This is a genomic window from Agromyces capsici (assembly GCF_058349965.1).
In genome coordinates this window covers 711,849-737,024 of record NZ_JBYRET010000001.1, presented here as the reverse complement: position 1 = coordinate 737,024, position 25,176 = coordinate 711,849, and the positions used below count along the sequence as shown (strand labels likewise).

Below are 25,176 nucleotides of genomic sequence, written 5' to 3'. Positions count from 1 at the left end.
GTCAGCAGGGCTCCAGTTCCTCGGTGGGCAGGATGCGCGCGGTGCCGAGCCAGGCGGCGACCACGTCGGGATCGGCGAGTCGGTCGGGCTCGGGGGCGGGGCCGGGCACGAAGGTCGCGACGCCCGCGTCGGTCCAGTCGGCCGTGGCGTCGGGCCACGGGTCGGCGAGGGCCGCGATGACGTCGGATGCCGCGAGCCCGGCCCGCACGAGCGCGGCGACCTCGTCGGGGTTCACGCCGGGCACGAGCTCGCCGTTGCCGAAGTCGGTGCCGTAGAGCACGCGGCCGCCCGCGGCGTGGAAGTGCCGCACGTTCTCGATCGCCGTCTCGGCGGTGCTCGCGTCGTCGCGGACGTGGATCGCGAGGGTCGAGATCCACGCCTGCCCGGCGGTCGCCGCGCGGCGCACGAGCTCGTCGGGCAGCCGCTCGGTGAACGGCGCGTGGACGAGCACGTCGATACCCGCGTCGATCGCGAGCTGCGCCATCCCCTCGCCCTCGGCGTGCGCCGCGAGCGGGAGGCCGCGCTCCCGCGCGGCGGCGACGATCGCGTCGAGCGTCGCGCGGTCGAACACGGGTCCGGCGACCGAGTTGAGCATGACCTTGATCAGGGATGCCCCGAACGAGCGCTGCTCGTCGACCGCGGCCTCGATCGGGCCCGCGAGCGCGTGATGCGATCGCTCGCGCGCCAGGTCGGCGGCGGCGGCGTCGCCGTCGACGGACGGCAGCTCGCGCACGCTGCCGTCGGGGCGCCACGGCCGGTCGGACGGGTAGCCGCCCGGCGCGGTGAGGAACGCGCCCGCGTAGCGGACGTGCGGCAGGCCCTCGGTGCGGGCGATCGTCGCGATGGCACCCGGGTCGGCGCCGAGGTCGACGACCGCCGCGATGCCGCGCGCGACCGCGTCGTCGGGTCGCGCCAGCTGCAGGTGCACGTGGTGGTCGACGAGGGGCGGGAGCATGGTGCCCATCTCGCCCGGGTGGTCGCCGTTGAGCGAGCGGCGCACTCGCAGGGCGAGCGGGCCGAGGCTCGGAGCAGCGCCATCCGTCATCTCGCTCACCCCGGGATCTCGGTGCGGACGGCGAACAGCTCGGGGAAGAACGTCAGCTCGAGTGCCCGCCGCAGGAACGGCGCACCGCTCGATCCGCCGGTGCCGGTCTTCGAGCCGATGATGCGCTCGACGGTCTTCAGGTGCCGGAAGCGCCAGAGCTGGAAGTTGTCCTCGAGGTCGACGAGTTCCTCGCAGGTCTCGTACGCGGCCCAGTTGCCCTCGGGGTCGGCGTAGATCGCGGTGAACACCGGCACGAGGTCGGGCCTGAACGTCCAGGCCCGCGTCACGTCGCGCTCGAGCACGTCGGTGGGGATGTCGTAGCCGGATCGCGCGAGCAGGCGCAGGAACTCGTCGTAGAGGCTCGGTGCCTCGAGGGCGCGGCGCACGATCGCGGATGCCGCGGGGTCGGCGTCGAAGACCTGCAGCATCCGCTCGTTCTTGTTGCCGAGCACGAACTCGACCGCGCGGTACTGGTACGACTGGAAGCCGCTGGCGTTTCCGAGCACCCCGCGGAACTGGGCGTACTCGCTCGGCGTGAGCGTCGCGAGCACCGACCACTGCTCGGTGAGGGTCTTCTGGATGTGCTTGACGCGCGCGATGCACTTCAGGGCCGGCGCGAGCTCGTCGGCGCGCATGAGCCGGCACGCCGTCTCGAGCTCGTGCAGCACGAGCTTCAACCAGAGCTCGGTGGTCTGGTGCTGGATGATGAACAGGAGCTCGTCGTGGTGCTCGGGCCGCGAGATGGGCCGCTGCGCCGCGAGCAGCGTGTCGAGGTCGAGGTAGCCGCCGTAGCTCATCCGATCGCTGAAGTCGGTGACGACGGATGCCTCGATCCGCCGGGTGTTCGCCTCGACGCCGTCGGCGACGCGTTCGTCCTCGTTCGGTGCCACGCCGCCAGCCTAGCCAGCAGGGCGAGTCGCGCGTCAGGGGGTTCGGGAGGTCGGATGTCCGGGGTTCCGGACGCTCGGCGGCGGTGAGGGCGGGTGTCGGTGTCGGTGTCGGTCGATAGGGTCGCCCCATGGGCGAGACGTACCGCTTCACCAGCCGCGTCTACCGGTGGGAGGAGCGGGCGACCGATTCGTGGTACTTCGTGGACGTGCCCGAGGAGGAGTCCGACGACATCCGCGATCGGCCGCGCATGCCACGCGGCTTCGGATCGGTCCGCGTCGAGGTCACGATCGGCGGCACGACCTGGCGCACCTCGATCTTCCCTGGCGGGCAGCGCTACGCACTGCCCCTGAAGAAGGCGGTGCGAGTCGCCGAGGGCATCGAGCCCGGCGACGAGGTCGAGGTGCGGATCGACATGCTCGAGTGACCACGGCGGAACTCGATCGGCCGGATGGAATGGGGCGCGGCGGGCGCCCCCCCATCGCCCCACTTCCACGATGTCGCCCGCCGCACCGCCCCCTCTCCCCCGAGAGGCCGGTCGCTCCGCTCGGCTAAACGGAGGATCCACTCCGAATGCTATCCCATCCGCGGGCCCCGCCCGACCGCGTGACGCCGTCCGACGCGTGCGACGCGCGCGGGCCGTTGGTCCCCGGCGCGACTTCGACGGGGCGTAGATTTGTCGCGTGGGATCGATCGCGTCTCCGCGCCGCGATGCGCGGCGGAATCACGAGCGCCTCCTCGTCGAGGCGAAGCGCCTCTTCGCAGAGCGCGGCATCGACGCACCCCTCGACGAGCTCGCGACCCGCGCCGCCGTCGGCGCGGGCACGGTGTACCGGCACTTCCCGACCCGCGACGCCCTGATCCGCGAGCTCTACGACGACGGCGTCGCCGACCTGCGCGCGTTCACCGCCGACATCATGGCCGCCGAGACCGGATGGGGCGCCATCGAGATGTGGCTCGAGAACCTCGCCTCGTGGCTGATCGAGCGCCCGTTCCTGCCGGCCGTGTTGCGGCGGGTCGCCGAGATCGATCCCGATCACCGGCCGGGCGCAGAGCTCCAGGAGGCCGCCGACGGCATCGTCGAGCGCGCCCAGGCCGAGGGGGCCCTCCGGGCCGACGTGAGCTCGGTCGATCTCAGCGTCCTCGTCGACATGCTCGGCTCGCTCGGCCAGTACGGCGGCGCGTACCTGCCGTTCTGGCGGCGCCAGCTCGCGATCATCCTCGACGGCCTGCGGGCGCGCGAGGACCTCACGCCGCTGCCCGGCGTCGCGCTCGAGTTCGGCGAGTTCCACGACATGTCGCACCAGAAGCGTCCCGAGGGCTGAATCCCGAGGGCTGAATCCCGACGCGGCGGCGGAGTGTCGCGGGTTGTCGGCGGGCGCCGGGACGTTGGGCCCGAGCGCGTCGCGGGCCGCGACCTACCGTGGTCACCGATCAGCGCCCGCGACCGCGGGCGCCGGAGGGGGAAGGGTGCCATGGGAATGGACAACCTGATGCTGTACATCGCGACGTACGACGACGCCGCGTCGGCCACCGAGGACTATCGGCAGCTCAAGGCGGCCGAGGCGGCCGACCTCGAGATCGTCTCCTCGGTCGTGGTGCACCGCGACGACGACGGTCGCGTCAGCGTCGACGAGCACGGGACCGGGCACGTCGCGGGCGGGGCGGTGATCGGCGGTGCCGCCGGACTGGTCCTCGGCCTCTTCGCCCCGCCGCTGCTCGCGGCGACGGCGATCGGCGCCGGCGTCGGGGCGATCGCGGGCAAGATGGCGGAACGGCACGAGGAGAAGAAGATCGGCGTCGATCTCGAGGAGACGCTGCCGAAGGGGTCGTCCGCGATCGTCGCGGTGATCGACGACCGCTACCTCGACCGGATCGACGCGGCCCTCGCCAATGCGCTGAAGAAGATGGACAAGGCCATCGACCGCGACGACTACGAGGCGCTGCAGAAGGCGATCGACGAGGGCGGCGACCAGATCGCCAAGGCGATCGCGTCGTAGGCGGCTCGCGAGGGGCCGCCTCCCGCTACAGCCCGAGCGTCAGGCGCTCGACGAGCGCCCGATACCGCTCGGACGTCTGCTCGACGATCTCGGCGGGCAGCGACGGCGGCTCCTCGGTGTCGGCCTGGTTCCAGTTCGCGGCGAGCCAGTCGCGCACGATCTGCTTGTCGAAGCTCGCCATGCGCACGTCGGGGGTCACGCCCGTCAGGTACGCCTCGAGGTCCCAGTAGCGGCTCGAGTCGCTCGTGAGCACCTCATCGGCGAGCGTCACGATGCCCATCTCGCGGTCGGCGCCGAACTCGAACTTCGTGTCGGCCAGGATCAGGCCGCGTTCCTCGGCGACGCTCGAGGCGTGCTCGAACACCTCGAGCGAGATCGCCCGCAGCTGCTCGGCGACCGTCTCGCCGACGAGTTCGACGGTGCGCTCGTAGGTGATGTTCTCGTCGTGCTGGCCGAGCGGCGCCTTCCACGCGGGGGTGTAGATCGGCTCGGGCAGGCGGTCGCCGTCGCTCAGCCCCTCGGGCAGCGGGATGCCGCCGATCGCGCCGGTCGCGACGTACTCCTTGTACCCGCTGCCGGTGAGGTACCCGCGCACGACGCACTCGATGGGGAACATGTCGAGCGAGCGGCACAGCATCGCCCGCTCGGCGACCTCGGCGGGGATCGGCGGCAGGTCGTAGCGGTCGTCCTCGGCGTACGCGAGGTGGTTCGGCACCTCGGGCAGCTGGTCGAACCACCAGCGGGTGAGCCGGGTCAGCAGCGCGCCCTTGCCGGGGATCGCGGGTTCGAGCACGTGGTCGAACGCGCTCACGCGGTCGCTCGCGACGACGAGCACGACGGGGGAGACGCCGAGCGGGTCGCCGGTCCACGTGTCGTCGTCGGTCATCAGGCTCGTCGGCACGTAGAGGTCGCGCACCTTGCCCGAGTACACGTGGGTCCAGCCGTCGAGGTCACCGGTGTCGGTCATCCCTGTCTCCTCTCGATGGTCGGTCGGTGGGCGGATGTCGCGGCGCGCGTCAGTCGGCGACGCGCGCGGCGATGTCGGTGCGGTACTGCCCGCCCTCGAGCCGCAGCCGGCCGAGCGACTCGTACGCGCGGCGCCGTGCCTCGGCGAAGTCGGCACCGACGGCCACGACGTTGAGCACGCGGCCGCCCGTGGCGACGAGGTGCGGCTCGGCGTCGTCGGCGGTCGGGCCGAACGCCGTCGCGGCGTGGGCCAGGTGCACGCCGGGCACCGATGCCGCGGCGTCGAGTCCGTCGATGCGCCGGCCGGTCTCGGGCGACTCGGGGTAGCCCTCGCTGGCCAGCACTACCGTGACCGCGGCGTCGGGACGGAACTCGGGGCGCGGCTGCTCGCCGAGCTGCCCGGTCGCGGCCGCGAACAGCAGGCCCGAGAGCGGAGTGGCCAGGCGCGGCAGCACGACCTGCGTCTCGGGGTCGCCGAACCGCGCGTTGAACTCGATGACGCGGATGCCGCGGCTCGTGATGATCAGGCCCGCGTACAGCAGCCCGATGAACGGCGTCTGCTCCTCCTCGAGTCGCCGCACGGTCGGCAGCGCGATGGTCTCGATGACCTCGTCGACGAACGCCTGCTCGCTGCCGAACCGCTCGTCGAGCCACGGCAGCGGCGAGTACGCCCCCATGCCGCCGGTGTTCGGGCCCTCGTCGCCGTCGCGGAGGCGCTTGTAGTCCTGGGCGGGCGAGAGCGGCAGCACGTTCCAGCCGTCGGAGAGCAGGAACAGCGAGACCTCCTGGCCGTCGAGGAACTCCTCGACGAGCACGGGCCCCTGCTGCAGGTAGTGCGCGGCGTGCGCGAGTGCGGCCTCGCGGTCGTCGGTGACGAGGACGCCCTTGCCGGCGGCGAGGCCGTCGGCCTTGACCACGTAGGGGGCGCCGAACTCGTCGAGCGTCGCGACGACCTGGGGCAGCGACTCGACGAGGCTCGCGCGCCCGGTCGGCACGCCGGCCTCCTCCATGACGCGCTTGGCGAAGGTCTTCGAGCCCTCGAGCTGCGCGGCCGCCTTGCCCGGGCCGAAGGTCGCGATGCCGCGCGTGCGGAGCGCGTCGGCGACGCCCGCGACGAGCGGCGCCTCCGGGCCGATCACGACGAGCTCGACGTCGTTGTCCATCGCGTAGTCGGCGACGATCACGGGGTCGGTGGGGTCGAGCGCGATGGTCTCGACGCTGCCGCGCGACGACGAGGTCGGGGATGCCGCGATGCCGGCGTTGCCGGGCGCCGCGATGATCTCGTGGCCGGCCTCCTCGTCGAGCAGGGCCAGGATGATGGCGTGCTCGCGCGCGCCCGAACCGAGGACGAGGATTCTCACCCCGTCAGGCTACCGCCTCTCAGAATTCAGGAATCGCTCGCGGATCGTCGACCGTAGGGCGGCGAAACGCCGCGCCGACCGAGCCCGGCACCCGGCGGGCTCCTGAATTCTGCGCGATGGGTCTGCACGAAGGGGAGAGGATGGGGGCATGGCACGCGCGCGGATCGGGGACGACGTCGGCAGGGCGGCGGTCGGGGTGGTGGTGCGCGTCGGCGGCGCCGACGGCGCGACCGGCGGCATCGCCGTCGACCGCACGACGCTCGCGCTCGCGGTCCGCTACACGCTGCAGCTGCTCGCCGAGCAGTCGCCCGGCGGATCGGTCGAGGTGCGGGTGCCGCCGTACGGGGCGGTGCAGTGCATCGAGGGCCCGAGGCACACGCGCGGAACGCCGCCGAACGTCGTCGAGACCGATGCCGCGACCTGGCTCGCGCTCGCGACCGGCGGTCTCGCCTGGGCCGACGCCCGCGCGGCTGGCCGCGTGCACGCGTCGGGGCAGCGCGCCGACCTCGACGGCGTCGTGCCCGTGATCGACGCGTCGCGCGTGCGCTGACCCGGCGGCGCCGGCGACCGGTCTGTCGTCTCCCGGGCGGATGACGCGGGTGGGGGAGAATGGTCGGGTGAGCGATGCGCCGAAGAGCCCCGAGCCGACCGAGCACGAGCCGAGCGAGGCGTCGCCGGCCGCGCCGGAGGTATCCCGTCGACAGGCTCAGGACGGCGCCGTCGACCGCGTCGAGCCGCTCGCCGAGCCGCCGCATCCTACGGTCGCCCACATGGATGTCGACCCCGACGCGCCCACGGGCGAGCACCTCGAGACCGCCGTCACGAGCGACGCGGTCACCGTGCGCAGGGCGCCGCGGTATCCGGCGTTCATCGGGCTCGGCGTCGTGCTCGGCGCATTCGTCGCCCTGGTGCTCACCTTCGCGTACCCCGAGAGCGGCGAGTACGACCGGGGTCAGGTGTTCGGCTTCCTGCTGCTGTGGTTCGGCGCGGCCGGCGCCGCGCTCGGCAGCATCGCGGCGCTCATCATCGACCGGATGCTCGCCAAGCGTGCCGGCACGGCCATCGCCGAGCACGAGTCGACCCACTTCGTCGACGACGAGCAGGGCTGAAGATCAGCTCAGCTGGGTCTTCTCCACCCAGTCGAGGTACTCGGGCGTCACGGTGCCCGTGACGTACTCGCCCGTGAAGCACGAGAGGTCGAGGTCGGTGATCCCGGTGCCCTCGGTGATCGCGGCTTGGAGGTCGGCGACCTCCTGGTAGATCATGTGGTCGGCGCCGAGCTCGCGGGCGATCTCCGGGATCTTCCGGTCGTGCGCGACGAGTTCGCGCCGGCTCGGCATGTTGATGCCGTAGACGTGCGGGTAGCGCACGGGCGGCGCGGCCGAGGTGAACGTGACCTTGTTCGCGCCGGCGGCGCGGGCCATCTCGACGATCTCCTTCGATGTCGTTCCGCGCACGATGGAGTCGTCGACGATGAGGATGTTCTTGCCGCGGAACTCGGTGCCCATCGCGTTGAGCTTCTGCCGGACCGAGCGCTTGCGCGCCGCCTGCCCGGGCATGATGAACGTGCGGCCGACGTAGCGGTTCTTGTAGAAGCCCTCGCGGTACTCGATGCCGAGCTTCTGGGCGACCTGCATCGCGGCAGGGCGCGACGAGTCGGGGATCGGCATGACGACGTCGATGTCGCCCTGGTCCATGTGCGCGGCGATGGTGCTCGCGAGGCGGTCGCCCATGCGCAGCCGCGCCTCGTACACCGAGATGCCGTTCATGACGGAGTCGGGGCGGGCGAGGTAGACGTACTCGAACGAGCACGGCACGAGGCGCGGGTTCGCGGCGCACTGCCGCGAGATCATCTCGCCGTCGAGCGTGATGAAGATCGCCTCGCCGGGCTCGACGTCGCGCACGATCTCGTAGTCGCCGTTCTCGAGCACGAGCGACTCGGATGCCACGATCCACTCGTCCTTGCCGGCCTCGGTGGTGCGGCGGCCGAGGATGAGCGGGCGGATGCCGAACGGGTCGCGGAAGGCAAGCAGGCCGTACCCGGCGATGAGGGCGATGACGGCGTAGGAGCCCTCGACCCGCTCGTGCACGTGCGACACGGCCTGGAAGACCTGGTCGGGGTCGAGCTCGAGTCCGGTGATCTGGCCCTGGAGCTCGGTGGCGAGCACGTTGAGCAGCATCTCGGTGTCGCTCGTGGAGTTCACGTGGCGGCGGTCGATGCGGAAGAGGTCCTCGGAGAGCTCGCGCGTGTTCGTGAGGTTGCCGTTGTGGACGAGGATGATGCCGTACGGCGCGTTCACGTAGAAGGGCTGCGCCTCCTCCTCGCGCTCGGCGGCGCCCTTCGTGGTGTAGCGCACATGGCCGAGGCCGATGTTGCCGAGCAGCGATCGCATGTCGCGCGTGCGGAACGCCTCGCGCACCTGCCCGCGCGCCTTCGTCATGTGGAAGACGGGGCCGTCGGCGGTGGCGATGCCGGTCGAGTCCTGGCCGCGGTGCTGCAGGAGGAGCAGGCTGTCGTAGATCTGCTGGTTGACGGGCTCGGTGGAGACGATGCCGACGATGCCGCACATGCGAGCGATGGCTCCTCGTGGTGTGGGGATGCGTCCGAGCTGGACGGTCCATCATCCCACACGCGCGCGTGTGAGCCGGCTGAGCGGATGGCGCTGCTCACGTGAGCGCGACCGACAACAATAGCCCTGAAACCGCTCCGTGCGACCAGGTCTTCGGTTCCGTGCGGATCTTCGTCGATTCCCACGAATCCGCGCTCGAGGGCTCCCCCCGAATGAGGGTCACCTGTCAGGCTCTCCCGCATTCCGTTTCACCGCGGCGCAGGGACCGACCAGGGGGGACCGGCCGCTGCCAGAGAAAGGACGAACCGTCCATGAAGCTCACCTTGCTCCGCGCCGCCCTCACCGGCGCGGCCCTCGTCGCGTGCGGCCTGCTCGCCGTGCCGACCGCGGCCTCCGCCGCGCCGCCGTCGGTCCCGCCGGGAATCGACCAGCACGCCGTCCCCGCCGCGGAGGCGGCCGCGGCATCCGGCTACTGGACGGCCGAGCGCATGCGCGCCGCGATCCCCGCCGAGACGCTGCTCGCCGGCAAGGCGGCATCGACGCCGGCAGCCGAGGTCGCCGCGGGGGATCCGGTGACCTACGGCAGGCCCGCTCCGAGCGGCGACATCGACCTCATGGCGGCGAGCGTCTCGCCGATCTCGAACATCGGCAAGGTGTTCTTCACCCTCAACGGCCGCAACTACGTGTGCTCGGGCAACTCGGTGAGCGCGGCGAACGGCAGCGTGGTCTCGACCGCGGCGCACTGCGTGCACGGCGGCAAGGGCAAGTACGCCACCAACTGGGTCTTCGTCCCGGCCTACCTGAACGGCTCCGCACCGTACGGCCAGTGGGCGGCGCGCAAGCTCACCGCGCCGACGCAGTGGACCAAGGGCGGCGACATCAGTTACGACACCGCGTTCGCGACCGTCGGCACGGTCGGCGGCAGGACGCTGTCGGCCACGGTCGGCGGGACGGCGATCGCGTTCAACCAGGCACGCGGGCTCGGCTACACCGCGTACGGCTACCCGGCCGCCGCGCCGTTCGACGGGCAGTCTCTGAAGTCGTGCTCGGGCACCGCGAGCCCCGACCCGTACGGGCAGACGCAGTCGCAGGGCATCCCGTGCGACATGACCGGCGGTTCGTCGGGCGGGCCCTGGTTCCTCGGCAGCGGTGCGCAGAACTCGGTGAACAGCTTCGGCTACAACAACATCCCGAACGTGATGTTCGGGCCGTACTACGGCTCGGTCGCCCAGGCCACGTACGCGACCGCCGCGGCATCATGACGCGCTGACGTCGCTCACACGGAGCGCCCCGCACCGAGGGACAGGTGCGGGGCGCTCTGCCGTCTCCGGGCCGACGCGGCGTCCGGCCGATAGGCTGCAGTCGTGGCCTGGTGCACTCGCGAGGAGGCGGCCGGTCGGGCAGGGGTCGAGCCCGACTACATCGCGCGCCTGGTCGAGATCGGGCTGCTGAATCCCGAGCGGTCCGATCGCTTCTCGGAGGGCGACGTGCGCCGGGTGCTGACGGCCCGATCGCTCGAGGACGCGGGCATCTCGCTCGACGAGATCGTGGCCGCGATGGATCGAGGCACCCTGTCGCTCGACTTCCTCGACGCCGCTCCGTACGAGCGCTTCGCGGCGCTCGTGCCCGAGACGTTCCGCCAGGTCAGCGAGCGGACCGGGGTCCCGATCGAGCTGCTGACCGTGATCCGCGAGGCGATCGGGATGGCGGAGCCGTCGCCCGATGACCGCCTTCGCGAGGACGAGATGGAGATCGTGCCGTTCGTGGAGCTCCAGTGGTCACGGGGCTTCCGGCCGACGGCCATCGAGCGCCTCCTCCGCGTCTATGGCGACAGCATCCGCCGCATCACGGAGCAGGAGGGCGCCTGGTGGTCCTCGGAGGTGATCGGACCGGCGGTGACGGCGGGACTGGGCCCCGAGGCGATCGCGGACGCCGAGCTCGCCGAACTGACTTCGCCGCTCGCCGAGCGGGCGGTCCTGGCCGTCTACCACGCACAGCAGGCGCGCGTATGGACCGGCAACATCATCGACGCGTTCGAGACGATGATGGCGAACGCCGGGATCCACAGCCGCCTCGACCGACTGCCGGCGATCTGCTTCCTGGACATCGTCGGCTACACGCGGCTGACTGAGGAACTCGGCGACGATGCGGCCGCCGATCTCGCCGGGACGGTCTCGCTGCTCGTAGGGCGCAACAGCGTGCAGCACGGCGGGAAGCCGATCAAGTGGCTGGGCGACGGCGTGATGTTCCACTTCGGCGACCCCGGCGAGGGCGTGCGCGCTGCGCTGGGGATGGTGGATGAGCTCGCCCATGCCGGCCTGCCCCCGGCGCACGTCGGCCTGCACGCCGGGCCGATCCTGTACCAGGAGGGCGACTACTTCGGCCAGACCGTGAACCTCACGGCGCGGATCGCGGACTACGCCCGCCCGGGCGAGGTGCTGGTCACGCAGGTCGTCGCCGACGCCTCGGGCGACGCCGGCATCGGGTTCGACGACATCGGCCCCGTTGAGCTCAAGGGCGTCTCCGGCACGGTGCACCTGCTGCGCGCCCACGGCGCCTGACGGCCCTCCCGGACGGAGCCCGCCCTACCGGGCGTGCAGCTCCACGAAGTTGCGCAGCATTCGGCTCGGTTCCGACACGACCGCCCGTCGCGCCGCGGTGAGGGTGAGCTCGAGCTCGTCGTCGGCGAAGTAGCCGTAGCTCGCGTACGCGTGGATGCGCACGATGATGCCCTCGAGGTCGAGCTCGGGGTGGAACTGCGTCGCGTAGACGTTCGAGCCCACCCGGAACATCTGGACCGGGCAGGTCGGCGACGACCCGAGCAGGGTCGCCGAGGCGGGCAGGGCGCGGATCGCCTCCTTGTGCCCGACGAAGGCGTTGAACGTCGGCGGCAGTCCGGCGAGCAACGGGTCGGATGCCCCGGCGCCGCTCAGCGTCACCGGGACCACGCCGATCAGCTCGCCGTAGGTGTGGTCGATCACGGCGCCCTGGTGCACGCCGAGCGTGCCGACGCCGTAGCAGGCGCCGAGGAACGGGAAGTCGCGCTCGACCACCTCGTCGAGGAGGACCGCGAACTCCGCCTCGACCCGGTGCTGCACCGCCGACTTGCGCTCGGCCGGGTCGGACGCGTTGAACGGCCCCCCGCCCACGAAGATGCCCGACAGTCGATCGAGATCGAGCCTCGGCATCGGCTCGGCCTCGAGGCGCACCCGGATGAGCTCGCGCTCGTCCAGTCCGGTGCCGCGGAGGAAGAGCGCGTACTCCTCGTCGGCGGGCACGTCCTCGGCGCGGGTCGCCAGGAGCACGAACGGCTTCACGGCCCCACGATACCGAGGCGCCCGGGCGGGCGTCAGTACTGCGACGGCGTCGCGAGCACCGCCATGGTGCACCGCGAGATGCACACGAGGCGCCCCTGCTCGTCGGTGATCCGGATGTCCCACACCTGCGTCGTGCGGCCGCGCGTGATCGGGCGGGCCTCGCCGTACACCCAGCCCTCGGTGACGGGGCGCACGTGGTTGGCGTTGATCTCCATGCCGACGCAGTAGTACTGCGCCGGGTCGACGGTGAACGACGCGCCCCAGCTCGCAAGCGTCTCCGCGAGGGCGACCGAGGCGCCGCCGTGGAGCACCCCCGCAGGCTGGCGGGTGCGGTGGTCGACCGGCATCCGGCCCTTCAGCGAGTCCTCGGTGAGCTCGGTCATCTCGATGCCGAGGGTGCTGATCATGGCGTGCTCGCCGCGCGAGTTCGCCCACTCCAGCGAGGGGTCGCCGAACCAGATGCTCATGCGGTCGAGTCTGCCACGCGTCGCTGGTGCGCTCGCGGCGACCGGGCGTCCATGATGTTCACATGGGGGACCAGGATCGGACCCGGGCGCTGGCCCATCCGATGCGCGCCGCGACATCCGGGCCTCGCGATCTCGTCGTCGACCTCGCGAGGGTCGCCTGCATCCTGCTCGTGGTGCTGGGTCACCTCCTCATGGTCGGCGTCGGAGTCGATCCCGCCGGGCGGATCGTGCTCTCGCGCCCCGTCGAGGAGCAGCCGTGGTTCGTCCCGGCGACGTGGGCCGGGCAGGTCATGCCGCTGTTCTTCGCGCTGGGCGGGTTCACGGCGGTGACCTCGTGGCGTCGCCGTCGCGCGCAGGGCGGCACCGACGCCGGCTTCGTCCGCTCCCGGACCCTGCGCCTCGCGGCGCCGGCGCTGCCGCTGTTCGCCGCGATCACGGCCGCGATGACGATCGCGACGTTCGCCGGCGTCGATCCCGGGCTGCGCGACGCGATCACCGCCGGCATCGGCGTGCCGTTGTGGTTCCTCGCCGCGTACCTCCTCGTGCAGTGCCTGGTGCCGTGGCTCGCCGAACTGCACCGGCGGGCGCCGGGGCTCACGCTCGCCGGGCTGGCCGCCGCCGCGATCGTCGTGGACGTCGCACGGTTCGACACGGGCAGCCGCGAGGTCGGACTCGTGAACCTCCTCTTCGTCGGCGCGTTCGTGCAGCAGCTCGGCTTCTGGTACGCCGACGGCTGGTTCGGCCGGCGCACGCGGCTGCAGCTGGGCGTGCTCGCGGTCGCGGCGTACTCGCTCGCCTGGCTGGGCGTCGCCGCAGGATGGCACGCGCCGAACATGCTGACCAACCTCGACCCGCCGACCGTGTCGCTCATGCTGCTCGGCATCGCCCAGATGAGCCTGCTCACCCTCGTCCATCCGGCCCTCGTGCGGCTCATGGCGGCCCGCCCCGCGCGCGCCGTCGTCGCCGCCGTGTCGACGAGGGCGTTGACGCTCTACCTCTGGCACCTGCCAGTCATCGCCGCGATCGCCGGACTCTCGCTGCTCGTACCCGACGCGGCCCCGGACCCGGCGGACGCCGCCTGGTGGATCGGGCGTCCGCTGGTGTTCACCGCGGTGCTGGCCGTCGTGTGGGCCATCTCGTACCCGCTCGCGCGGTTCGAGCGGTTCGCGGCCGCGGTGCCCGCGGGATTCCGTCCGCCGTCCACGACCGCGATCGTCGCGGCGGCCGTGCTCGCGCTCGTCCCGCTGCTCGCCGTGATCCTCCGCTCGCTCGACCTCGCGCTCGCCGCCGTCGGGACGGTGCTGCTCGCCGCGTCGGTCGTGCTCGACCGGGGTCGGCCGATCCGGTCAGCGGCGGTGCGACGCGGGCGGCTCAGGCGAGCTCGGCGATGATCGGGTGGATCGCGTCGTCGAACGCCGCGGCATCCGCCCGCAGCGAGTCGGTCACCGCCACGGTCTTGCGGCCGATCCACCAGACACCGGATGCCGCGAGCGGCAGCACCTCGACGTTCAGCTCGAACGAGTGGGCACGCCGGCCCACCTCGCGCTCGTGCTCGGCGATGCTGCCCGCGTACGCACGGTACGTGTCGCCCGACCGCGCCGCGGACGCGGTGCGGTACCGCTCGTGCGCCCAGTCGGCCCACGCGAGCGCCGCCTCGGCGTGCGGGCGGATGGCGGCGGCCAGCGCCTCGGCGCCCGTGACCGGCAGGGCGATCGCCGTGCCGTACTCGTCGACCAGCTCGAGCGGCACGGACGACGGGTGCTCCTCGGGCTCGACCGTCATCGTCCACCAGTCGCGCCACTGCTTCTCGAGCGCGTCGTGCGCGTCGACGTCGCGCGGCCCCTCGGGGCCGACGCGGCCGACGTCGCGCAGGCGCGGCAACTCGGCCGGCGAGGCGATGCCGAGCACCTCGCGGAGGTAGAGGGCGAGCAGGGTCGCGGTGCTCGCGTTCTCGCGAATCACCCACGACGGCGTCGACCCCGCGTGCATGCCCGGATTCTACCGCCGGCCCCTGTCATGCGGCCCGGAGGCGCGCGCCCGCACGGGTACCCTTGTCGGGTGAGCGCGAACTCGTCCTACGCCGCTGCCGGAGTCGACACCGCCGCCGGCGACCTCGCCGTCGAGCTGATGAAGGAGGCGGTCGCGAAGACGCACGGGCCGAACGTGCTCGGCGGCGTCGGCGGCTTCGCCGGCCTCTACGACCTCTCGTTCGCCAAGGACTACCGCCGGCCGCTGCTCGCGACCTCCACCGACGGCGTCGGCACGAAGATCGCGATCGCCCAGGCGCTCGACGTGCACGACACCATCGGGCAGGACCTGGTGGGTATGGTCGTCGACGACATCGTCGTGGTCGGCGCGAAGCCCCTGTTCATGACCGACTACATCGCGTGCGGCAAGGTCGTGCCCGAGCGCATCGCCGCGATCGTCACCGGCATCGCGCGCGCGTGCGCCGAGACCGGCACCGCCCTCGTCGGCGGCGAGACCGCCGAGCACCCCGGGCTGATGGGCGTCGACGACTACGACGTCGCGGGCGCCGCCGTGGGCGTCGTCGAGGCCGATCGCGCGCTCGGAGCCGACCGCGTCGGCGCGGGCGACGCGGTGATAGCGATCGAGTCGAGCGGCCTGCACTCCAACGGCTTCTCCCTGGTGCGGCACATCCTCGCGAACGCGAACCTGCAGTACACGGATGCCGCGGCCGACCTCGGAACGACCTGGGGCGAGGCGCTCCTCGAGCCCACGCGCCTCTACTCGGGTCCGCTGGTGAAGCTCCTCGAGCACGAGCGGCTCGGCACCGCGATCCACTCGCTCTCGCACGTGACGGGCGGCGGCATCGCCGCGAACCTCGCGCGCGTGCTGCCCCGCGGCTCGTGGGTCGAGGTCGACCGCTCCACCTGGTCGCCGCAGCCCGTGTTCCGCGTGCTGAACGACCTCGCCGGCACGACGCTCGAGTCGACCGAGGGCACGTGGAACCTCGGGATCGGCTTCTTCGCGGTCGTCGCGGCCGATGTCGCGGCCTCCGTCATCGCCGAGCTCGAGACGCTCGGCCTGCCGTCCTGGCAGGTCGGCACCGTCGCGACCGGCGCGTACGACACCTCGGCCGCGGGCTGGGAGCAGGGCGCGAAGGGCGTCGACGGCGGCGCGGTGCGCCTCGTCGGCTCGTACCGGAGCTGATCATGCGCGCGGCGCTCTCGCTCGGCCTGCCCGGCGCGACCGACCACGACCTCCTCCGCGCGCTCGCACCGCGGCTCGAGCGGCTCGGCTTCGAGCGGCTCTGGCTCAACGACGTGCCGGGCGGCGACTCCCTCGGCGGGCTCCGGGCGGTCGCCGAGGTGACCGAGCGGCTCGGGCTCGCGACCGGGGTGATCCCGCTCGATCGCAGACCGGTCGGGAAGCTCGTCCTCGACGGGCTCCCCCTGGAGCGCACGACCATCGGGATCGGCTCGGGCGGTGCGCGCCATCCGCTCGTGATCGTCTCCGAGGGCATCGCTGCGCTGCGCGACCGCACGGATGCCGCGATCGCGGTCGGCGCGCTCGGCCCGCGGATGCGGCGACTCGCCGCCGAGCAGGCCGACGCCGCCGTGTTCAACTGGCTCACCCCGACGGCCGCCGCGGGGGCGATGGACGACCTCCGCCGCGATGCCGGCGAGCGAGCCGACGTCGTGCGAGGCGTGCTCTACGCGCGCACGATCGTCGACGGCGCCGCCCGCGCCGCGCTCCGCCGCGAGGCCGACCGCTACGGTTCGTACGCGTCGTACGCGGCGAACTTCGCGCGGCTCGGGGTCAACCCGATCGACGCGACGATCGACCGGGGCGCCACGCTCGCCGCCTACGACGTGGTCGACGAGGTCGTGCTGCGCGCGATCACGGTCGGCGGCACGCTCGCCGAGCTCGAGCAGTTCGCCGACGAGGCCGCGCGCTGGCGCGCCGCCGCCTGAGCCGCGAGCGTACGGGACCATCGGCCGTCGCCGCGCACGGTGCCCCGCCCTAGCGTGGACGCATGTCCGACCCGACGCTCGCGTCGCCGACGCGCACGCCCCGCTCGACCCGATTCCGGCTCGGGCGGTGGGTCGGCTTCACGGTGCTGGGCGAGAGCCTCGGGTTCCTCATCCCCGTGACGGGGTTCGCGCTCGCCGCGCTCCTCGGGCTGGAGGCGTGGGGCGCGTGGGCGTTGCTCGTCGTGTTCGGTGCGGGGGAGGGCGCGCTCCTGGGTCTCGGCCAGTGGCTCGGGCTCCGCGGCTCGAGCGCGGAGGTGCCGATCGGTCGCTGGGTCGCAGCGACGGCCATCGCGGCCTCAGCGGCATGGGCGATCGGCATGCTGCCGACCACGCTCGCCGACCTCGGCGTCGTGATCGACTGGTCGTCGCCCGTGACGTGGACCGTGGTGGGCGTGGCCGGACTCGTGCTCCTCGCGACGATCCCGTTCGCCCAGCGGCCCGTGCTCGCGCGCGCCGGAGTGCCGCGGGCCTGGCGCTGGGTGCCGATCAACATGGGCGCGTGGCTCGGCGGCATCGTGTTCACGTTCCTGCCGTCGCCGTTCATCGACGAGTCGAGCCCTCCGGCGCTGGTGTTCGCGCTGTTCGCGGTCGGCGGCGTGCTCATGGCGTCGACGGTCGCGCTGCTGACCGGCCTGGGCCTGCGGCGGATGCTGCGGGGATGACGTGCCGCGCCGCGCCGGTCGGCGCGGTCGATCAACGGATCAGCGGCGCCCCGGGAAGGGCGCCGCTCACGCGTGGGGACTCAGGCGCGGTGACTGCCGTCGTCGGGCACGTAGGAGTCGTCGTCGGAGTACTCGGACCACTTCGACACCTCGTCGTCGTGATCGTGGTTCGAAGCCGTGAGCTCGCGCTCGAGCGCGCTGTAGTCGGTCACGGGGCTGAAGTACTTCAGCTCCCGCGCGACCTTGGTGTGCTTGGCTTTCTGACGGCCGCGCCCCATGCGTGACCCCCTTACGACGTCTGGCCGGGTGGGATGGTCGTCACCCGGCTCTTTCTGATATGAACAATCCCGGCTGGTAGTTTACCACCGCCGCGAGGCCCGAACGGCTGCCGCGACGGCGATGCGGAGGCCCTCCGAGCGGCGCCGCGACCGCTCCGGACATGGTGGGATAGACGGGTGGATGCGATCCCCGACCGTGTGAAGGTCGCGGTGATCGGCGCCGGACAGGCGGGGCTGTCGGTCGCCTATTACCTGCGGCGCTTCGAACTCGTCTCCGACGAGGATTTCGTCATGCTCGACCGCGCCCCCGGACCGGGTGGCGCGTGGCAGCATCGCTGGTCGTCCCTGCGCCTCGGAACGGCGCACCGGGTCAACGACCTGCCGGGCATGGGGGAGCTCGGCCTCAGCTTCGAGACGGCCGACCGGAGCCTTCCGGCCAAGCAGGTCGTCGCCGACTACTACGGGCGGTTCGAGCGGCATTACGACCTGCGTGTCCACCGCCCGGTCAACGTGCGACGGGTCTCGAACGACGGCGTCGACCTGCGCATCGAGTACGAGGACCTGAGCCCGCAGCCGACCGAGGAGCTGACGAGCCGCGGCTTCTTCGGTCGCCGCCGCAGGACGTTCCAGGAGCCCGAGACCCCAGCGGCGCCGCGTGGCGAGCTGCGCGCCCAGTACCTCGTGAACGCGACGGGCACGTGGGGCTCGCCGTTCGTGCCGTTCTACCCGGGCATGGGCGAGTTCCGCGGCCGGCACCTGCACACCTCCGACTTCGCCTCCGCGGAGGACCTGCGCGACCGGAACGTCGTCGTGGTCGGCGGCGGTACCTCGGCGATCGGCTTCATGCTCGAGCTCGAGGGCGTGGCATCCGAGCTCACCTGGGTCTCGCGCCGGCCGATCGACTGGCTCGACCGGCAGGAACTCGATCTCGAGGGCGCCTCGGCCGCGGTCTCCCGGCAGGATGAGGCGGCTCGTGCAGGCCGCGCGCTGCCCTCCATCGTGAGCGGCACGGGCGTGCCGAAGAACCGCCGGATCGCGGCCGGCATCGACCGCGGGCTCCTCCGCGCCCGGCCGATGTTCGACCGCATCGAGGCCGACCGCGTGGTGTGGGCGGATGGCACCTCGGCGCACGCCGACGCGATCATCTGGGCGACCGGCTTCCGTCCCGAGCTGCGGCACCTCTCGCCGCTGAAGCTCCGCGAGAAGGCGGGCGGCGTGACGGTCGGCCAGGGGGCCTCATGGCAGGACCCGCGGATCTTCCTCGCGGGCTACGGGCCGCAGGCCTCGACCATCGGCGCGAACCGGGCCGGGCGCATGATCGCCCGGCAGATCCTGGCCATGATCTGATCGGCCGGATGGCGCGGCTCAGGCCGAGCGCACGAGCAGGTACGCGCCGACGGCCGCGCCGAGTCCCAGCGCGAGCGTGACGAGCACGTTCAGGATCGCGGCCCGCCAGCGCCCGCCATCCGCCAGCTCGATGGTCTCGACGCACCACGTGCTGAACGTGGTCAGCCCGCCGCAGAACCCGGTGACGAGCACGAGCCGCAGGTCGTCGGAGAGTGCGGCGCGCTCGGCGAGGCCGATCACGACGCCGGCCGCGGCCGAGCCGACGACGTTGACGATGAGGATGCCGCCCGGCAGGTGCCCCGGCCGGACCGGATACGCGCGCGACAGCGCGTACCGGATCACCGCGCCGATCGCGCCCGCGACGAGCACCGCGGCCACCACGAGCGGGCTCACAGCGTCGCCCCGTCGTCGGTGACCTCGGTCGGCATGGGCCGGTGCGCGAGCGCGGAGCCGAGCTTGAGCCCCGCCGCCGCGAGCGCGAGGCCCGCGACGAGCGAGACGCCGAGGTAGGCGGCCGCGAGCCCGACCTCCCCCTCGCGGCCGAGGATCGTGATCGAACCCATGACCGCCGAGAGGGTCGTGAACGATCCGATGACGCCCGACCCGATGCCCGCCTTGAGCCAGGTCGGCGTGCTCGGCCGGGTCCACAGCCCGCCGGCCAGCCAGCCGAGCACGAAGGCGCCGACGAGGTTGACCAGGAGGGTGGACCACGGGAACCCGTCGTCGGCGTGCGGGAGCGCGACATCCGCGGCGAACCGCAAGCCCGTGCCGATGAGACCGCCGGCGAACACCGCGAGGTAGGGGAGCACGCGTCGAGGCTACGCCGTGCTCGCGTCGCAGGGCGGCGGCACCCCGTGCGCGTCAGCACGAACGCATGAGGATCCGCATCATGCGCCGTGAGCAGCGGCAGGATGCGGCATCGACTCACGCGAATCCGCCCTCAGGTGGGCATTTTCGCGTGAGTCGCCTGCTCCCCGACCGGGTCTCCCGGCACTCCGGCGCGTCGGAACGCATGAGAATCCGCGCCATCCGCCCCGGGGAGCGGAAGGACGCGGATTCTCATGCGTTCGCGAGCAGGGCGCGCGCTCAGCGCTGCGCGAGCTCGCGCAGCACCTCGGAGCGCACGTCGGCGAGCCGGGAGCGGAGCAGCGACACGGTGTCGCCGCTGACGCGGCCGCGGTTGGCCTGGTTGCGGAACTCGAGTCGGAGCTGCTGGCGGAACTCGGTGATGACGAGGTCGGCCTCGTGCATCGCCCGCGTCGACTCGGCGTTGGGCTGCGGCGTGGCCGACTCGGTGCTCGCGGCCTTCTTCGCCTCGCGCGCGGCGTTGGCGAGCTCGGCGCGGAGGGTGCGCATCGCGGAGTCGACCTCCGCGCGCACGCCCTCGGCGAGCCGGCGGACCGAATCGGTCACGTCGTCCTCGATGGCGTCGAGCTCGTGCCGGCGCGACTCGAGCTCGGCGCGGCCGGCGTCGGTGATCTCGTACACCGACTTGCGGCCGTCGGTGCGCTTGGTCACGAGCCCCTCCTCCTCGAGCTTGGCGAGTCGGGGGTAGATCGTGCCGGCGCTCGGCGAGTACGTGCCGCCGAACCGGTCGGACAGGGCCTGGATCAGTTCGTACCCGTGGCGTGGCTGCTCCTCGAGCAGGGCGAGCAGGTAGAGGCGCAGGTTGCCGTGGGCGAACACCGGGGGGGTCATGCGGATGCCTCGCCGGCCTCGGCGGGAGCGCCGGCCGGCTGGCGGCGGATCACCGCGATGTTGCCCGACACGCTGTTCGCGCGCAGGTCGAGCCAAGTGCCGTCGAGCTCGCCCGTGACGCGCTCGAAGCCCTTGCCGAGGGTGCCCTTGATCTGCGTGTCGTCGAGCAGCAGCGAACCGGTCACGGTGTTGACCCGGTAGCGCGCGCCTGTGCCGGAGTCGAAGCGCAGCGTGAGGTCGCCCGACACCGTGTTGGTGTCGACCCGGCCGGGTGTGCCCTTCACGTCGAGGATCATGTCGCCCGAGACCGTGTCGGCGTTGAACGAGCCGACCTCGCCCGTGACGGTCACGTCGCCTGAGACGGTGTGCGCGGTGATCCGGCCGGTGTGGTCGCCGACCGACACCTCGCCCGACACGCTCGTGCACTCGATGTCGCCGGCGTGGTTGTCGATCACGAGGTCGCCCGACACCGAGCTGAACCGGCCGTCGTTGTCGAAGCCCGACACGAGCGCGTCGCCCGAGACCACGCCGAGCTTCATGGCGACGTGCCGCGGGGCGAGGATCGAGACCTGTGCCTTGGCGCTGCCGGTGAAGCCCTTGAAGACCTCGACGAAGTTGTCCCAGCGGAGCTGTGGGTGGTCGATCTCGAGTGAGTCGCCGTCGATCTGGACCATGAGGTCCTTGCCGGTGACGCTCGAGATCTCGACGCGGGCGCCGGGCTCGTCGTGGGCGATCACGTCGACCTTGCCGCCGATGAGGCTGACCTTGAGCTTGCGGACGAGTTCGAGGTCGATGACCCGGCTCTCACCGGGGTTCACGACCCACTTCTCGATGGCCATGCGGTTCTCCTTCGTTCTGCGGCGGGCGGATGGTTCCGCTCGCGCTGCGCCCGGGCGGCGCAAGTCGCGATATATCGCGTGTGATGAGATCACGATATATCGCGAACAGGCGCGAGTCAAGATATATCGCGTTCGTGGCGGCGTGCGTGCGGCTGCGCCATCCGCTTGACCTTGACGCTGCGTCAACTTCTAGCATCGTGGTGAACCGGATGTCGTGGGGAGAGGAGACGTGCATGGACTGGTCGATCCAGGAGATCGCGAGGCTCGCCGGCACCACGAGCCGCACGCTGCGCCACTACGACGACATCGGCCTGCTCGAGCCGAGCCGCGTCGGCGCGAACGGCTACCGGTACTACGACCGGGCCGCGCTCGTGCGGCTGCAGCGCGTGCTGCTGCTGCGCGAGCTCGGGCTGGGGCTGCCGGCGATCGCCGAGGTGCTCGACGGGCAGCGCGACGAGTCCCGCGCGCTCGAGGGCCATCTCGCGTGGCTCCGGCAGGAGCAGGATCGGCTGGCGCGACAGGTCGCGTCGGTCGAACGGACCATCGAGGCACTGGAAGGAGGTGAGGAGATCATGGCGAAGGACATGCTGGACGGCTTCGACCACACGCAGTACCGCGAGGAGGTCGAGCAGCGTTGGGGTCGTGACGCGTACGCCGCGGGCGACCGCTGGTGGCGCGGGATGAGCGACGACGAACGGCAGGCGTGGAAGGAGCGGGCCGCCACCCTCGGTCGCGACTGGATCGCCGCCGCGGAGTCGGGAGCCGACCCGGCGGGCGACGCGGGGCAGGCGCTCGCGCAGCGCCAGTTCGACTGGCTGCGCGGCATCCCGGGCACGCCCGGCGGCGGCGCCGACGGGCCGACGAAGGAGTACTTCCTCGGCTTGGCCGAGATGTACGTGGCCGACGATCGGTTCGCGGCCAACTACGGCGGTACGCGAGGCGCCGAGTTCGTGCGCGACGCGATGACCGCGTACGCCGAGGCGAACCTCTAGCCCCGGCGCCGGGTCGCCACTCCTGCAGGGACGGCGCTGACCGTTCCAGGCGAGAGTGGCGGCTCGGCGCTTCCGGTTCTACTCTCCCGAGCAGTCCTCCCACCGGGCGAAGTCGCCGATGACCGCGCCGAAGCTGACGGGGATGAAGCTCTTGATCTCGGCGATCCGACGCGCGATCGCCCCGGGCTCTCCCACCGCCTGCGGCACGAACGTCGTTCCGACGCAGGAGGCGTTCGGGCTCACGCCGGACTCAGCCGCGAATGCGGGTGCCGCGAAGCCGAGTGAGCCGGCCAGGGCCAGGCCGGCGGCTGAGAGGGCGATGGTGCGTCTGCGCATGTGGTTCCCCGTCTCTCGTCGCGGAGCAGGCTCGGGTCCGGATGACACGTGCCCGCGACCGTGTGCGGTCACGCTAGCGCGGAGCGGCGGTCGTGGCGGCGCGCCACACCCGTGGCCCCGCGAGAGGCTACTCGACGACCGGGGTGGCGGGAGTGCCTGCGGCCCGACGCGAGGGCGTGCGGCGACGAGGGCGGGCGGTGTGCGCCGCGGGCGCCGCGGCATCCGTCGCCCGCTTCACCGCGAACAGCGGGATCGTGTACCCGCACAGCGGGCCGATGAGCAGCGCGAAGGCGAGCGTGCCGACGCCGACGTTGCCGCCGAGGAGGAAGCCCGTGACGAGCACGGTGAGCTCGATGCCCGTGCGGACGATCCAGATGCGCCATCCGGTGCGGCGGTGCAGGCCGGTCATGAGCCCGTCGCGCGGGCCGGGGCCGAAGTGCGCGCCGATGTAGAGGCCCGTCGCGACCGCGAGGACGAGGATGCCGCCGAGGAGCATGAGGATGCGCGCCCAGAGGTCGAGGCCGGTCGGGATCATCCAGAGCGACAGGTCGGCGAACGGGCCGACCAGCGGTGCGTTCATGAGCGTGCCGAAGCCCGGCTTCTGCCGGATCGGGATCCACAGCAGGAGCACGATGCCGCTCGTGATCACGGTGATGAGGCCGAAGCCCAGTCCGGTCTGCTTCGCGAGGCCCTGCGTGAGCACGTCCCACGGGGCGACGCCCAGCTCGCCGCGCACGATGAGGGCGATGCCGAGGCCGTAGAGGTACAGGCCGACGACCAGCTGGACGACGCGTCGCGCGAAGACGGGCGCCGGATCGGCGGTCCGGAAGCGGGCGGCGGCCGGGCGGCGGGTGCGGACGGTGCGGGGCATGACAGCAATCCAATCTCGGAATTGGCCTGTTCGCAAAGAGCCAATCGCGGTAAAGTGGCTCGCACCATGGAAGCCACCCTGAGCGCCCGCGCCCTCGAGACCCTCCTCGGCGACTGGCGCGGCGACGTCGGCAGCGCCTATCGCGCCCTCGCCGAGCGCATCCGCCTGCTCGTCCTCGACGGCCGGATCCCGGTCGACACGCGCCTGCCCGCCGAGCGCGACCTCGCCGAGCGGCTCGGGCTCAGCCGCACGACCGTGACCGCCGCCTACCGCGAGCTGCGCGAGCAGCGGTTGCTGCACAGCGTGCGCGGCTCGGGCAGCGTCGCGCGCCTGCCCGGCGCACCGGCACTTCTGCCCGTCCCGCCCGCGGCCGAGTACATCGACTTCTCCAAGGCCGCGCTGCCCGCGCTGCCCTGGCTGCCGGATGTCGCGCGCGCGGCCGTCGACGACCTGCCCGCGCACCTCGGCGACCCGGGCTTCGACCCGATCGGCATTCCGGAGCTGCGCGCCGCGATCGCCGACCGCTACACCGCGCGCGGCCTTCCCACGAGCCCCGAACAGGTCATGGTCACGATCGGCGCGCAGCACGCGATCGCCCTCCTGTCCCGCGCGCTCGTCGGTCGCGGCGACCGCGCCCTCATCGAGGCGCCGACCTACCCGCACGCCTACGAGGCGCTGCGCGCGGCCGGCGCGCGGCTCGTGACCGTCGCGACCGCCCCGCACGACTCGGGCCCCGAGGGGTTCGGCGCCGCCGACGAGGCCGCCGACCTCGTGCGCGCCATCGGGCACGCCAATCCGGTCGCGGCCTACCTCATGCCCGACTTCCACAACCCCACCGGGCGCTCGCTCTCCGCCTCGGCGCGCGAGCGCGTGCTCGACGCGGCCGCCCGCCAGGGCACCGTCGTGATCGCCGACGAGACGACCGCCGAGCTCGACATCGACCGCGGCCTCGACCTGAAGCCGCTCGCCGCGTACGGCCCGGCCGTGATGGTCGGCGGCGTGGGCAAGACGGTCTGGGGCGGCGTGCGCGTCGGCTGGATCCGCGCCGACCGGCCGCTGATCCGCCGGCTCCTCTCGGTGCGCTCGCCCGGAGACCTCGGCACGCCGATCCTCGAGCAGCTGATCGTGACCCGCCTGCTCGGTCGCATGGACGACATCCTCGACCTGCGCCGCCAGCAGCTGCGCGCCGGCCGTGACCGCCTCGAAGGCCTGCTCGCCGACGCGTTCCCCGACTGGCACGTGCCGCACGTCGACGGCGGCATCGTCACCTGGGTCGGCCTCGGAGCGCCCGTGAGCTCGCAGCTCGCGCTCGCCGCGCGCTCGCACGGCCTGCTCATCGCGGCCGGTCCGCGGTTCGGCATCGATGGGGCGTTCGAGCGCTTCCTGCGCCTGCCCATCTGCTACTCGCCCGAGGCGACGGATGCCGCGGTGCAGGCGCTGCGCCGCGCCTGGGGCTCGCTCGCCCGCACGCCCGTGCCCGACCAGAGCGTGCTCGCCGCCGTCGTCTGAGCGGCGCCGCCCGGCGTTCACCTGCCGTCAACGCC

The 25,176-nt window shown here is 72.5% G+C and carries 29 protein-coding genes; 14 read left to right on the top strand and 15 right to left on the bottom strand.

Features of this window, described 5'->3' with window-relative positions; translation table 11 throughout:
• Nucleotide 1: 1 nt before the first annotated feature.
• Together AC3RKB_RS03630 and kynA are read right to left on the bottom strand one after the other, a co-directional pair.
• Entirely contained in the window at nt 2-1,045 is a 1,044-nt protein-coding gene (locus AC3RKB_RS03630; RefSeq protein ID WP_491436744.1) for an amidohydrolase family protein, read from the bottom strand.
• Between the two features lie 5 nt (nt 1,046-1,050).
• Nucleotides 1,051-1,935, bottom strand: a complete 885-nt coding sequence (gene kynA / locus AC3RKB_RS03625) for a tryptophan 2,3-dioxygenase (RefSeq protein ID WP_491434613.1) — start codon at nt 1,933-1,935, stop codon at nt 1,051-1,053.
• A gap of 128 nt (nt 1,936-2,063) precedes the next feature.
• Here kynA and AC3RKB_RS03620 point away from each other — a divergent pair, with 128 nt between their 5' ends.
• The 3 genes from AC3RKB_RS03620 to AC3RKB_RS03610 all read left to right on the top strand — a co-directional run bounded on the left by AC3RKB_RS03620 (nt 2,064) and on the right by AC3RKB_RS03610 (nt 3,933).
• Nucleotides 2,064-2,360: a DUF1905 domain-containing protein gene (locus AC3RKB_RS03620; protein WP_491434612.1), complete on the top strand. Its 297-nt coding sequence runs from the start codon at nt 2,064-2,066 to the stop codon at nt 2,358-2,360.
• Nucleotides 2,361-2,616: 256 nt separating this feature from the next.
• On the top strand, nt 2,617-3,258 hold the full coding sequence (locus AC3RKB_RS03615) for a TetR/AcrR family transcriptional regulator (protein WP_491434611.1): 642 nt from the start codon (nt 2,617-2,619) through the stop codon (nt 3,256-3,258).
• Nucleotides 3,259-3,414: 156 nt separating this feature from the next.
• Nucleotides 3,415-3,933 (top strand): DUF1269 domain-containing protein, encoded by a 519-nt coding sequence (locus AC3RKB_RS03610; protein ID WP_491434610.1) that lies wholly within the window; start codon nt 3,415-3,417, stop codon nt 3,931-3,933.
• Nucleotides 3,934-3,958: 25 nt separating this feature from the next.
• Here the strand turns inward: AC3RKB_RS03610 and AC3RKB_RS03605 are convergent, their stop codons facing one another.
• Both AC3RKB_RS03605 and purD read right to left on the bottom strand, forming a co-directional pair.
• Nucleotides 3,959-4,900 (bottom strand): phosphoribosylaminoimidazolesuccinocarboxamide synthase, encoded by a 942-nt coding sequence (locus AC3RKB_RS03605; protein ID WP_491434609.1) that lies wholly within the window; start codon nt 4,898-4,900, stop codon nt 3,959-3,961.
• 49 nt (nt 4,901-4,949) lie between these two features.
• On the bottom strand, nt 4,950-6,260 hold the full coding sequence (gene purD / locus AC3RKB_RS03600) for a phosphoribosylamine--glycine ligase (protein ID WP_491434608.1): 1,311 nt from the start codon (nt 6,258-6,260) through the stop codon (nt 4,950-4,952).
• A gap of 148 nt (nt 6,261-6,408) precedes the next feature.
• Here purD and AC3RKB_RS03595 point away from each other — a divergent pair, with 148 nt between their 5' ends.
• Together AC3RKB_RS03595 and AC3RKB_RS03590 are read left to right on the top strand one after the other, a co-directional pair.
• The gene (locus AC3RKB_RS03595) at nt 6,409-6,810 is read left to right on the top strand and encodes a sterol carrier family protein (protein WP_491434607.1); all 402 of its coding nucleotides are present in this window, start codon (nt 6,409-6,411) and stop codon (nt 6,808-6,810) included.
• A 67-nt stretch (nt 6,811-6,877) separates the two neighbouring features.
• The gene (locus AC3RKB_RS03590) at nt 6,878-7,369 is read left to right on the top strand and encodes a hypothetical protein (RefSeq protein ID WP_491434606.1); all 492 of its coding nucleotides are present in this window, start codon (nt 6,878-6,880) and stop codon (nt 7,367-7,369) included.
• A gap of 3 nt (nt 7,370-7,372) precedes the next feature.
• On the opposite strand, the gene purF is transcribed toward AC3RKB_RS03590, so the two are convergent.
• A complete protein-coding gene (gene purF, locus AC3RKB_RS03585; protein ID WP_491434605.1) occupies nt 7,373-8,830 on the bottom strand; it encodes an amidophosphoribosyltransferase in 1,458 nt (485 codons plus the stop codon).
• Nucleotides 8,831-9,141: 311 nt separating this feature from the next.
• Here purF and AC3RKB_RS03580 point away from each other — a divergent pair, with 311 nt between their 5' ends.
• On the top strand, nt 9,142-10,092 hold the full coding sequence (locus AC3RKB_RS03580; protein ID WP_491434604.1) for a trypsin-like serine peptidase: 951 nt from the start codon (nt 9,142-9,144) through the stop codon (nt 10,090-10,092).
• A gap of 102 nt (nt 10,093-10,194) precedes the next feature.
• Nucleotides 10,195-11,391, top strand: coding sequence for an adenylate/guanylate cyclase domain-containing protein (locus tag AC3RKB_RS03575; protein WP_491434603.1), 1,197 nt, complete (start codon nt 10,195-10,197; stop codon nt 11,389-11,391).
• A 24-nt stretch (nt 11,392-11,415) separates the two neighbouring features.
• Here the strand turns inward: AC3RKB_RS03575 and AC3RKB_RS03570 are convergent, their stop codons facing one another.
• Nucleotides 11,416-12,147, bottom strand: coding sequence for a glutamine amidotransferase (locus AC3RKB_RS03570; protein WP_491434602.1), 732 nt, complete (start codon nt 12,145-12,147; stop codon nt 11,416-11,418).
• 32 nt (nt 12,148-12,179) lie between these two features.
• Complete coding sequence (locus AC3RKB_RS03565) at nt 12,180-12,614, bottom strand: hotdog fold thioesterase (protein WP_491434601.1); 435 nt, start codon at nt 12,612-12,614, stop codon at nt 12,180-12,182.
• Between the two features lie 62 nt (nt 12,615-12,676).
• Between AC3RKB_RS03565 and AC3RKB_RS03560 the strand changes: the two genes are divergently transcribed.
• A complete protein-coding gene (locus AC3RKB_RS03560) occupies nt 12,677-14,005 on the top strand; it encodes an acyltransferase family protein (protein ID WP_491434600.1) in 1,329 nt (442 codons plus the stop codon).
• Here AC3RKB_RS03560 and AC3RKB_RS03555 read toward each other — a convergent pair.
• The gene (locus AC3RKB_RS03555; protein ID WP_491434599.1) at nt 13,986-14,603 is read right to left on the bottom strand and encodes a zinc-binding alcohol dehydrogenase; all 618 of its coding nucleotides are present in this window, start codon (nt 14,601-14,603) and stop codon (nt 13,986-13,988) included. The genes AC3RKB_RS03560 and AC3RKB_RS03555 overlap by 20 nt on opposite strands.
• 27 nt (nt 14,604-14,630) lie before the next feature.
• On the opposite strand from AC3RKB_RS03555, the gene purM reads away from it, so the two are divergent.
• From purM to AC3RKB_RS03540, 3 genes are all read left to right on the top strand, one after another.
• Nucleotides 14,631-15,785: a phosphoribosylformylglycinamidine cyclo-ligase gene (purM, locus tag AC3RKB_RS03550; protein ID WP_491434598.1), complete on the top strand. Its 1,155-nt coding sequence runs from the start codon at nt 14,631-14,633 to the stop codon at nt 15,783-15,785.
• Nucleotides 15,786-15,787: 2 nt separating this feature from the next.
• A complete protein-coding gene (locus tag AC3RKB_RS03545) occupies nt 15,788-16,549 on the top strand; it encodes an LLM class flavin-dependent oxidoreductase (protein ID WP_491434597.1) in 762 nt (253 codons plus the stop codon).
• Nucleotides 16,550-16,611: 62 nt separating this feature from the next.
• A complete protein-coding gene (locus AC3RKB_RS03540) occupies nt 16,612-17,271 on the top strand; it encodes a hypothetical protein (protein ID WP_491434596.1) in 660 nt (219 codons plus the stop codon).
• Between the two features lie 80 nt (nt 17,272-17,351).
• Here the strand turns inward: AC3RKB_RS03540 and AC3RKB_RS03535 are convergent, their stop codons facing one another.
• Nucleotides 17,352-17,549 (bottom strand): DUF3073 domain-containing protein, encoded by a 198-nt coding sequence (locus AC3RKB_RS03535; protein WP_491434595.1) that lies wholly within the window; start codon nt 17,547-17,549, stop codon nt 17,352-17,354.
• A gap of 177 nt (nt 17,550-17,726) precedes the next feature.
• Here AC3RKB_RS03535 and AC3RKB_RS03530 point away from each other — a divergent pair, with 177 nt between their 5' ends.
• On the top strand, nt 17,727-18,896 hold the full coding sequence (locus AC3RKB_RS03530) for an FAD-dependent oxidoreductase (RefSeq protein ID WP_491434594.1): 1,170 nt from the start codon (nt 17,727-17,729) through the stop codon (nt 18,894-18,896).
• Between the two features lie 18 nt (nt 18,897-18,914).
• On the opposite strand, the gene crcB is transcribed toward AC3RKB_RS03530, so the two are convergent.
• The 4 genes from crcB to AC3RKB_RS03510 all read right to left on the bottom strand — a co-directional run bounded on the left by crcB (nt 18,915) and on the right by AC3RKB_RS03510 (nt 21,433).
• Nucleotides 18,915-19,289, bottom strand: a complete 375-nt coding sequence (gene crcB / locus AC3RKB_RS03525) for a fluoride efflux transporter CrcB (RefSeq protein WP_491434593.1) — start codon at nt 19,287-19,289, stop codon at nt 18,915-18,917.
• Nucleotides 19,286-19,705, bottom strand: a complete 420-nt coding sequence (locus tag AC3RKB_RS03520; protein WP_491434592.1) for a fluoride efflux transporter FluC — start codon at nt 19,703-19,705, stop codon at nt 19,286-19,288. Before AC3RKB_RS03520 ends, crcB begins: the two co-directional genes overlap by 4 nt.
• Nucleotides 19,706-19,982: 277 nt before the next feature.
• On the bottom strand, nt 19,983-20,594 hold the full coding sequence (locus AC3RKB_RS03515) for a PadR family transcriptional regulator (protein WP_491434591.1): 612 nt from the start codon (nt 20,592-20,594) through the stop codon (nt 19,983-19,985).
• Nucleotides 20,591-21,433, bottom strand: a complete 843-nt coding sequence (locus AC3RKB_RS03510; RefSeq protein ID WP_491434590.1) for a DUF4097 family beta strand repeat-containing protein — start codon at nt 21,431-21,433, stop codon at nt 20,591-20,593. The genes AC3RKB_RS03515 and AC3RKB_RS03510 overlap by 4 nt, the downstream gene beginning before the upstream one ends.
• Nucleotides 21,434-21,666: 233 nt before the next feature.
• On the opposite strand from AC3RKB_RS03510, the gene AC3RKB_RS03505 reads away from it, so the two are divergent.
• Entirely contained in the window at nt 21,667-22,425 is a 759-nt protein-coding gene (locus tag AC3RKB_RS03505) for a MerR family transcriptional regulator (RefSeq protein ID WP_491434589.1), read from the top strand.
• Between the two features lie 78 nt (nt 22,426-22,503).
• Here the strand turns inward: AC3RKB_RS03505 and AC3RKB_RS03500 are convergent, their stop codons facing one another.
• Both AC3RKB_RS03500 and yczE read right to left on the bottom strand, forming a co-directional pair.
• Nucleotides 22,504-22,761: a hypothetical protein gene (locus AC3RKB_RS03500; protein WP_491434588.1), complete on the bottom strand. Its 258-nt coding sequence runs from the start codon at nt 22,759-22,761 to the stop codon at nt 22,504-22,506.
• 127 nt (nt 22,762-22,888) lie between these two features.
• Nucleotides 22,889-23,632 (bottom strand): membrane protein YczE, encoded by a 744-nt coding sequence (yczE, locus tag AC3RKB_RS03495; RefSeq protein WP_491434587.1) that lies wholly within the window; start codon nt 23,630-23,632, stop codon nt 22,889-22,891.
• Nucleotides 23,633-23,698: 66 nt separating this feature from the next.
• On the opposite strand from yczE, the gene yczR reads away from it, so the two are divergent.
• Nucleotides 23,699-25,141 carry a MocR-like transcription factor YczR gene (yczR, locus tag AC3RKB_RS03490; RefSeq protein ID WP_491434586.1) on the top strand — a complete coding sequence of 481 codons (1,443 nt, stop codon included), beginning with the start codon at nt 23,699-23,701 and terminating at the stop codon, nt 25,139-25,141.
• Nucleotides 25,142-25,176: the final 35 nt, after the last annotated feature.

Excerpts from the sequence above, each read along its gene's own strand:
- purF (WP_491434605.1), bottom strand. The coding sequence starts at position 8,830 with ATGTGCGGCATCGTCGGCATCGTCTCCACCGAGCCCGTCAACCAGCAG.
- AC3RKB_RS03540 (WP_491434596.1), top strand. The coding sequence starts at position 16,612 with ATGTCCGACCCGACGCTCGCGTCGCCGACGCGCACGCCCCGCTCGACC.
- AC3RKB_RS03605 (WP_491434609.1), bottom strand. The coding sequence starts at position 4,900 with ATGACCGACACCGGTGACCTCGACGGCTGGACCCACGTGTACTCGGGC.
- AC3RKB_RS03500 (WP_491434588.1), bottom strand. The coding sequence starts at position 22,761 with ATGCGCAGACGCACCATCGCCCTCTCAGCCGCCGGCCTGGCCCTGGCC.
- AC3RKB_RS03630 (WP_491436744.1), bottom strand. The coding sequence starts at position 1,045 with ATGACGGATGGCGCTGCTCCGAGCCTCGGCCCGCTCGCCCTGCGAGTG.
- AC3RKB_RS03515 (WP_491434591.1), bottom strand. The coding sequence starts at position 20,594 with ATGACCCCCCCGGTGTTCGCCCACGGCAACCTGCGCCTCTACCTGCTC.
- AC3RKB_RS03580 (WP_491434604.1), top strand. The coding sequence starts at position 9,142 with ATGAAGCTCACCTTGCTCCGCGCCGCCCTCACCGGCGCGGCCCTCGTC.
- AC3RKB_RS03565 (WP_491434601.1), bottom strand. The coding sequence starts at position 12,614 with ATGAGCATCTGGTTCGGCGACCCCTCGCTGGAGTGGGCGAACTCGCGC.
- AC3RKB_RS03610 (WP_491434610.1), top strand. The coding sequence starts at position 3,415 with ATGGACAACCTGATGCTGTACATCGCGACGTACGACGACGCCGCGTCG.
- AC3RKB_RS03535 (WP_491434595.1), bottom strand. The coding sequence starts at position 17,549 with ATGGGGCGCGGCCGTCAGAAAGCCAAGCACACCAAGGTCGCGCGGGAG.
- AC3RKB_RS03510 (WP_491434590.1), bottom strand. The coding sequence starts at position 21,433 with ATGGCCATCGAGAAGTGGGTCGTGAACCCCGGTGAGAGCCGGGTCATC.
- AC3RKB_RS03555 (WP_491434599.1), bottom strand. The coding sequence starts at position 14,603 with ATGCACGCGGGGTCGACGCCGTCGTGGGTGATTCGCGAGAACGCGAGC.
- yczE (WP_491434587.1), bottom strand. The coding sequence starts at position 23,632 with ATGCCCCGCACCGTCCGCACCCGCCGCCCGGCCGCCGCCCGCTTCCGG.
- purM (WP_491434598.1), top strand. The coding sequence starts at position 14,631 with ATGCGGCCCGGAGGCGCGCGCCCGCACGGGTACCCTTGTCGGGTGAGC.
- AC3RKB_RS03505 (WP_491434589.1), top strand. The coding sequence starts at position 21,667 with ATGGACTGGTCGATCCAGGAGATCGCGAGGCTCGCCGGCACCACGAGC.
- AC3RKB_RS03545 (WP_491434597.1), top strand. The coding sequence starts at position 15,788 with ATGCGCGCGGCGCTCTCGCTCGGCCTGCCCGGCGCGACCGACCACGAC.
- AC3RKB_RS03620 (WP_491434612.1), top strand. The coding sequence starts at position 2,064 with ATGGGCGAGACGTACCGCTTCACCAGCCGCGTCTACCGGTGGGAGGAG.
- AC3RKB_RS03560 (WP_491434600.1), top strand. The coding sequence starts at position 12,677 with ATGGGGGACCAGGATCGGACCCGGGCGCTGGCCCATCCGATGCGCGCC.
- yczR (WP_491434586.1), top strand. The coding sequence starts at position 23,699 with ATGGAAGCCACCCTGAGCGCCCGCGCCCTCGAGACCCTCCTCGGCGAC.
- AC3RKB_RS03595 (WP_491434607.1), top strand. The coding sequence starts at position 6,409 with ATGGCACGCGCGCGGATCGGGGACGACGTCGGCAGGGCGGCGGTCGGG.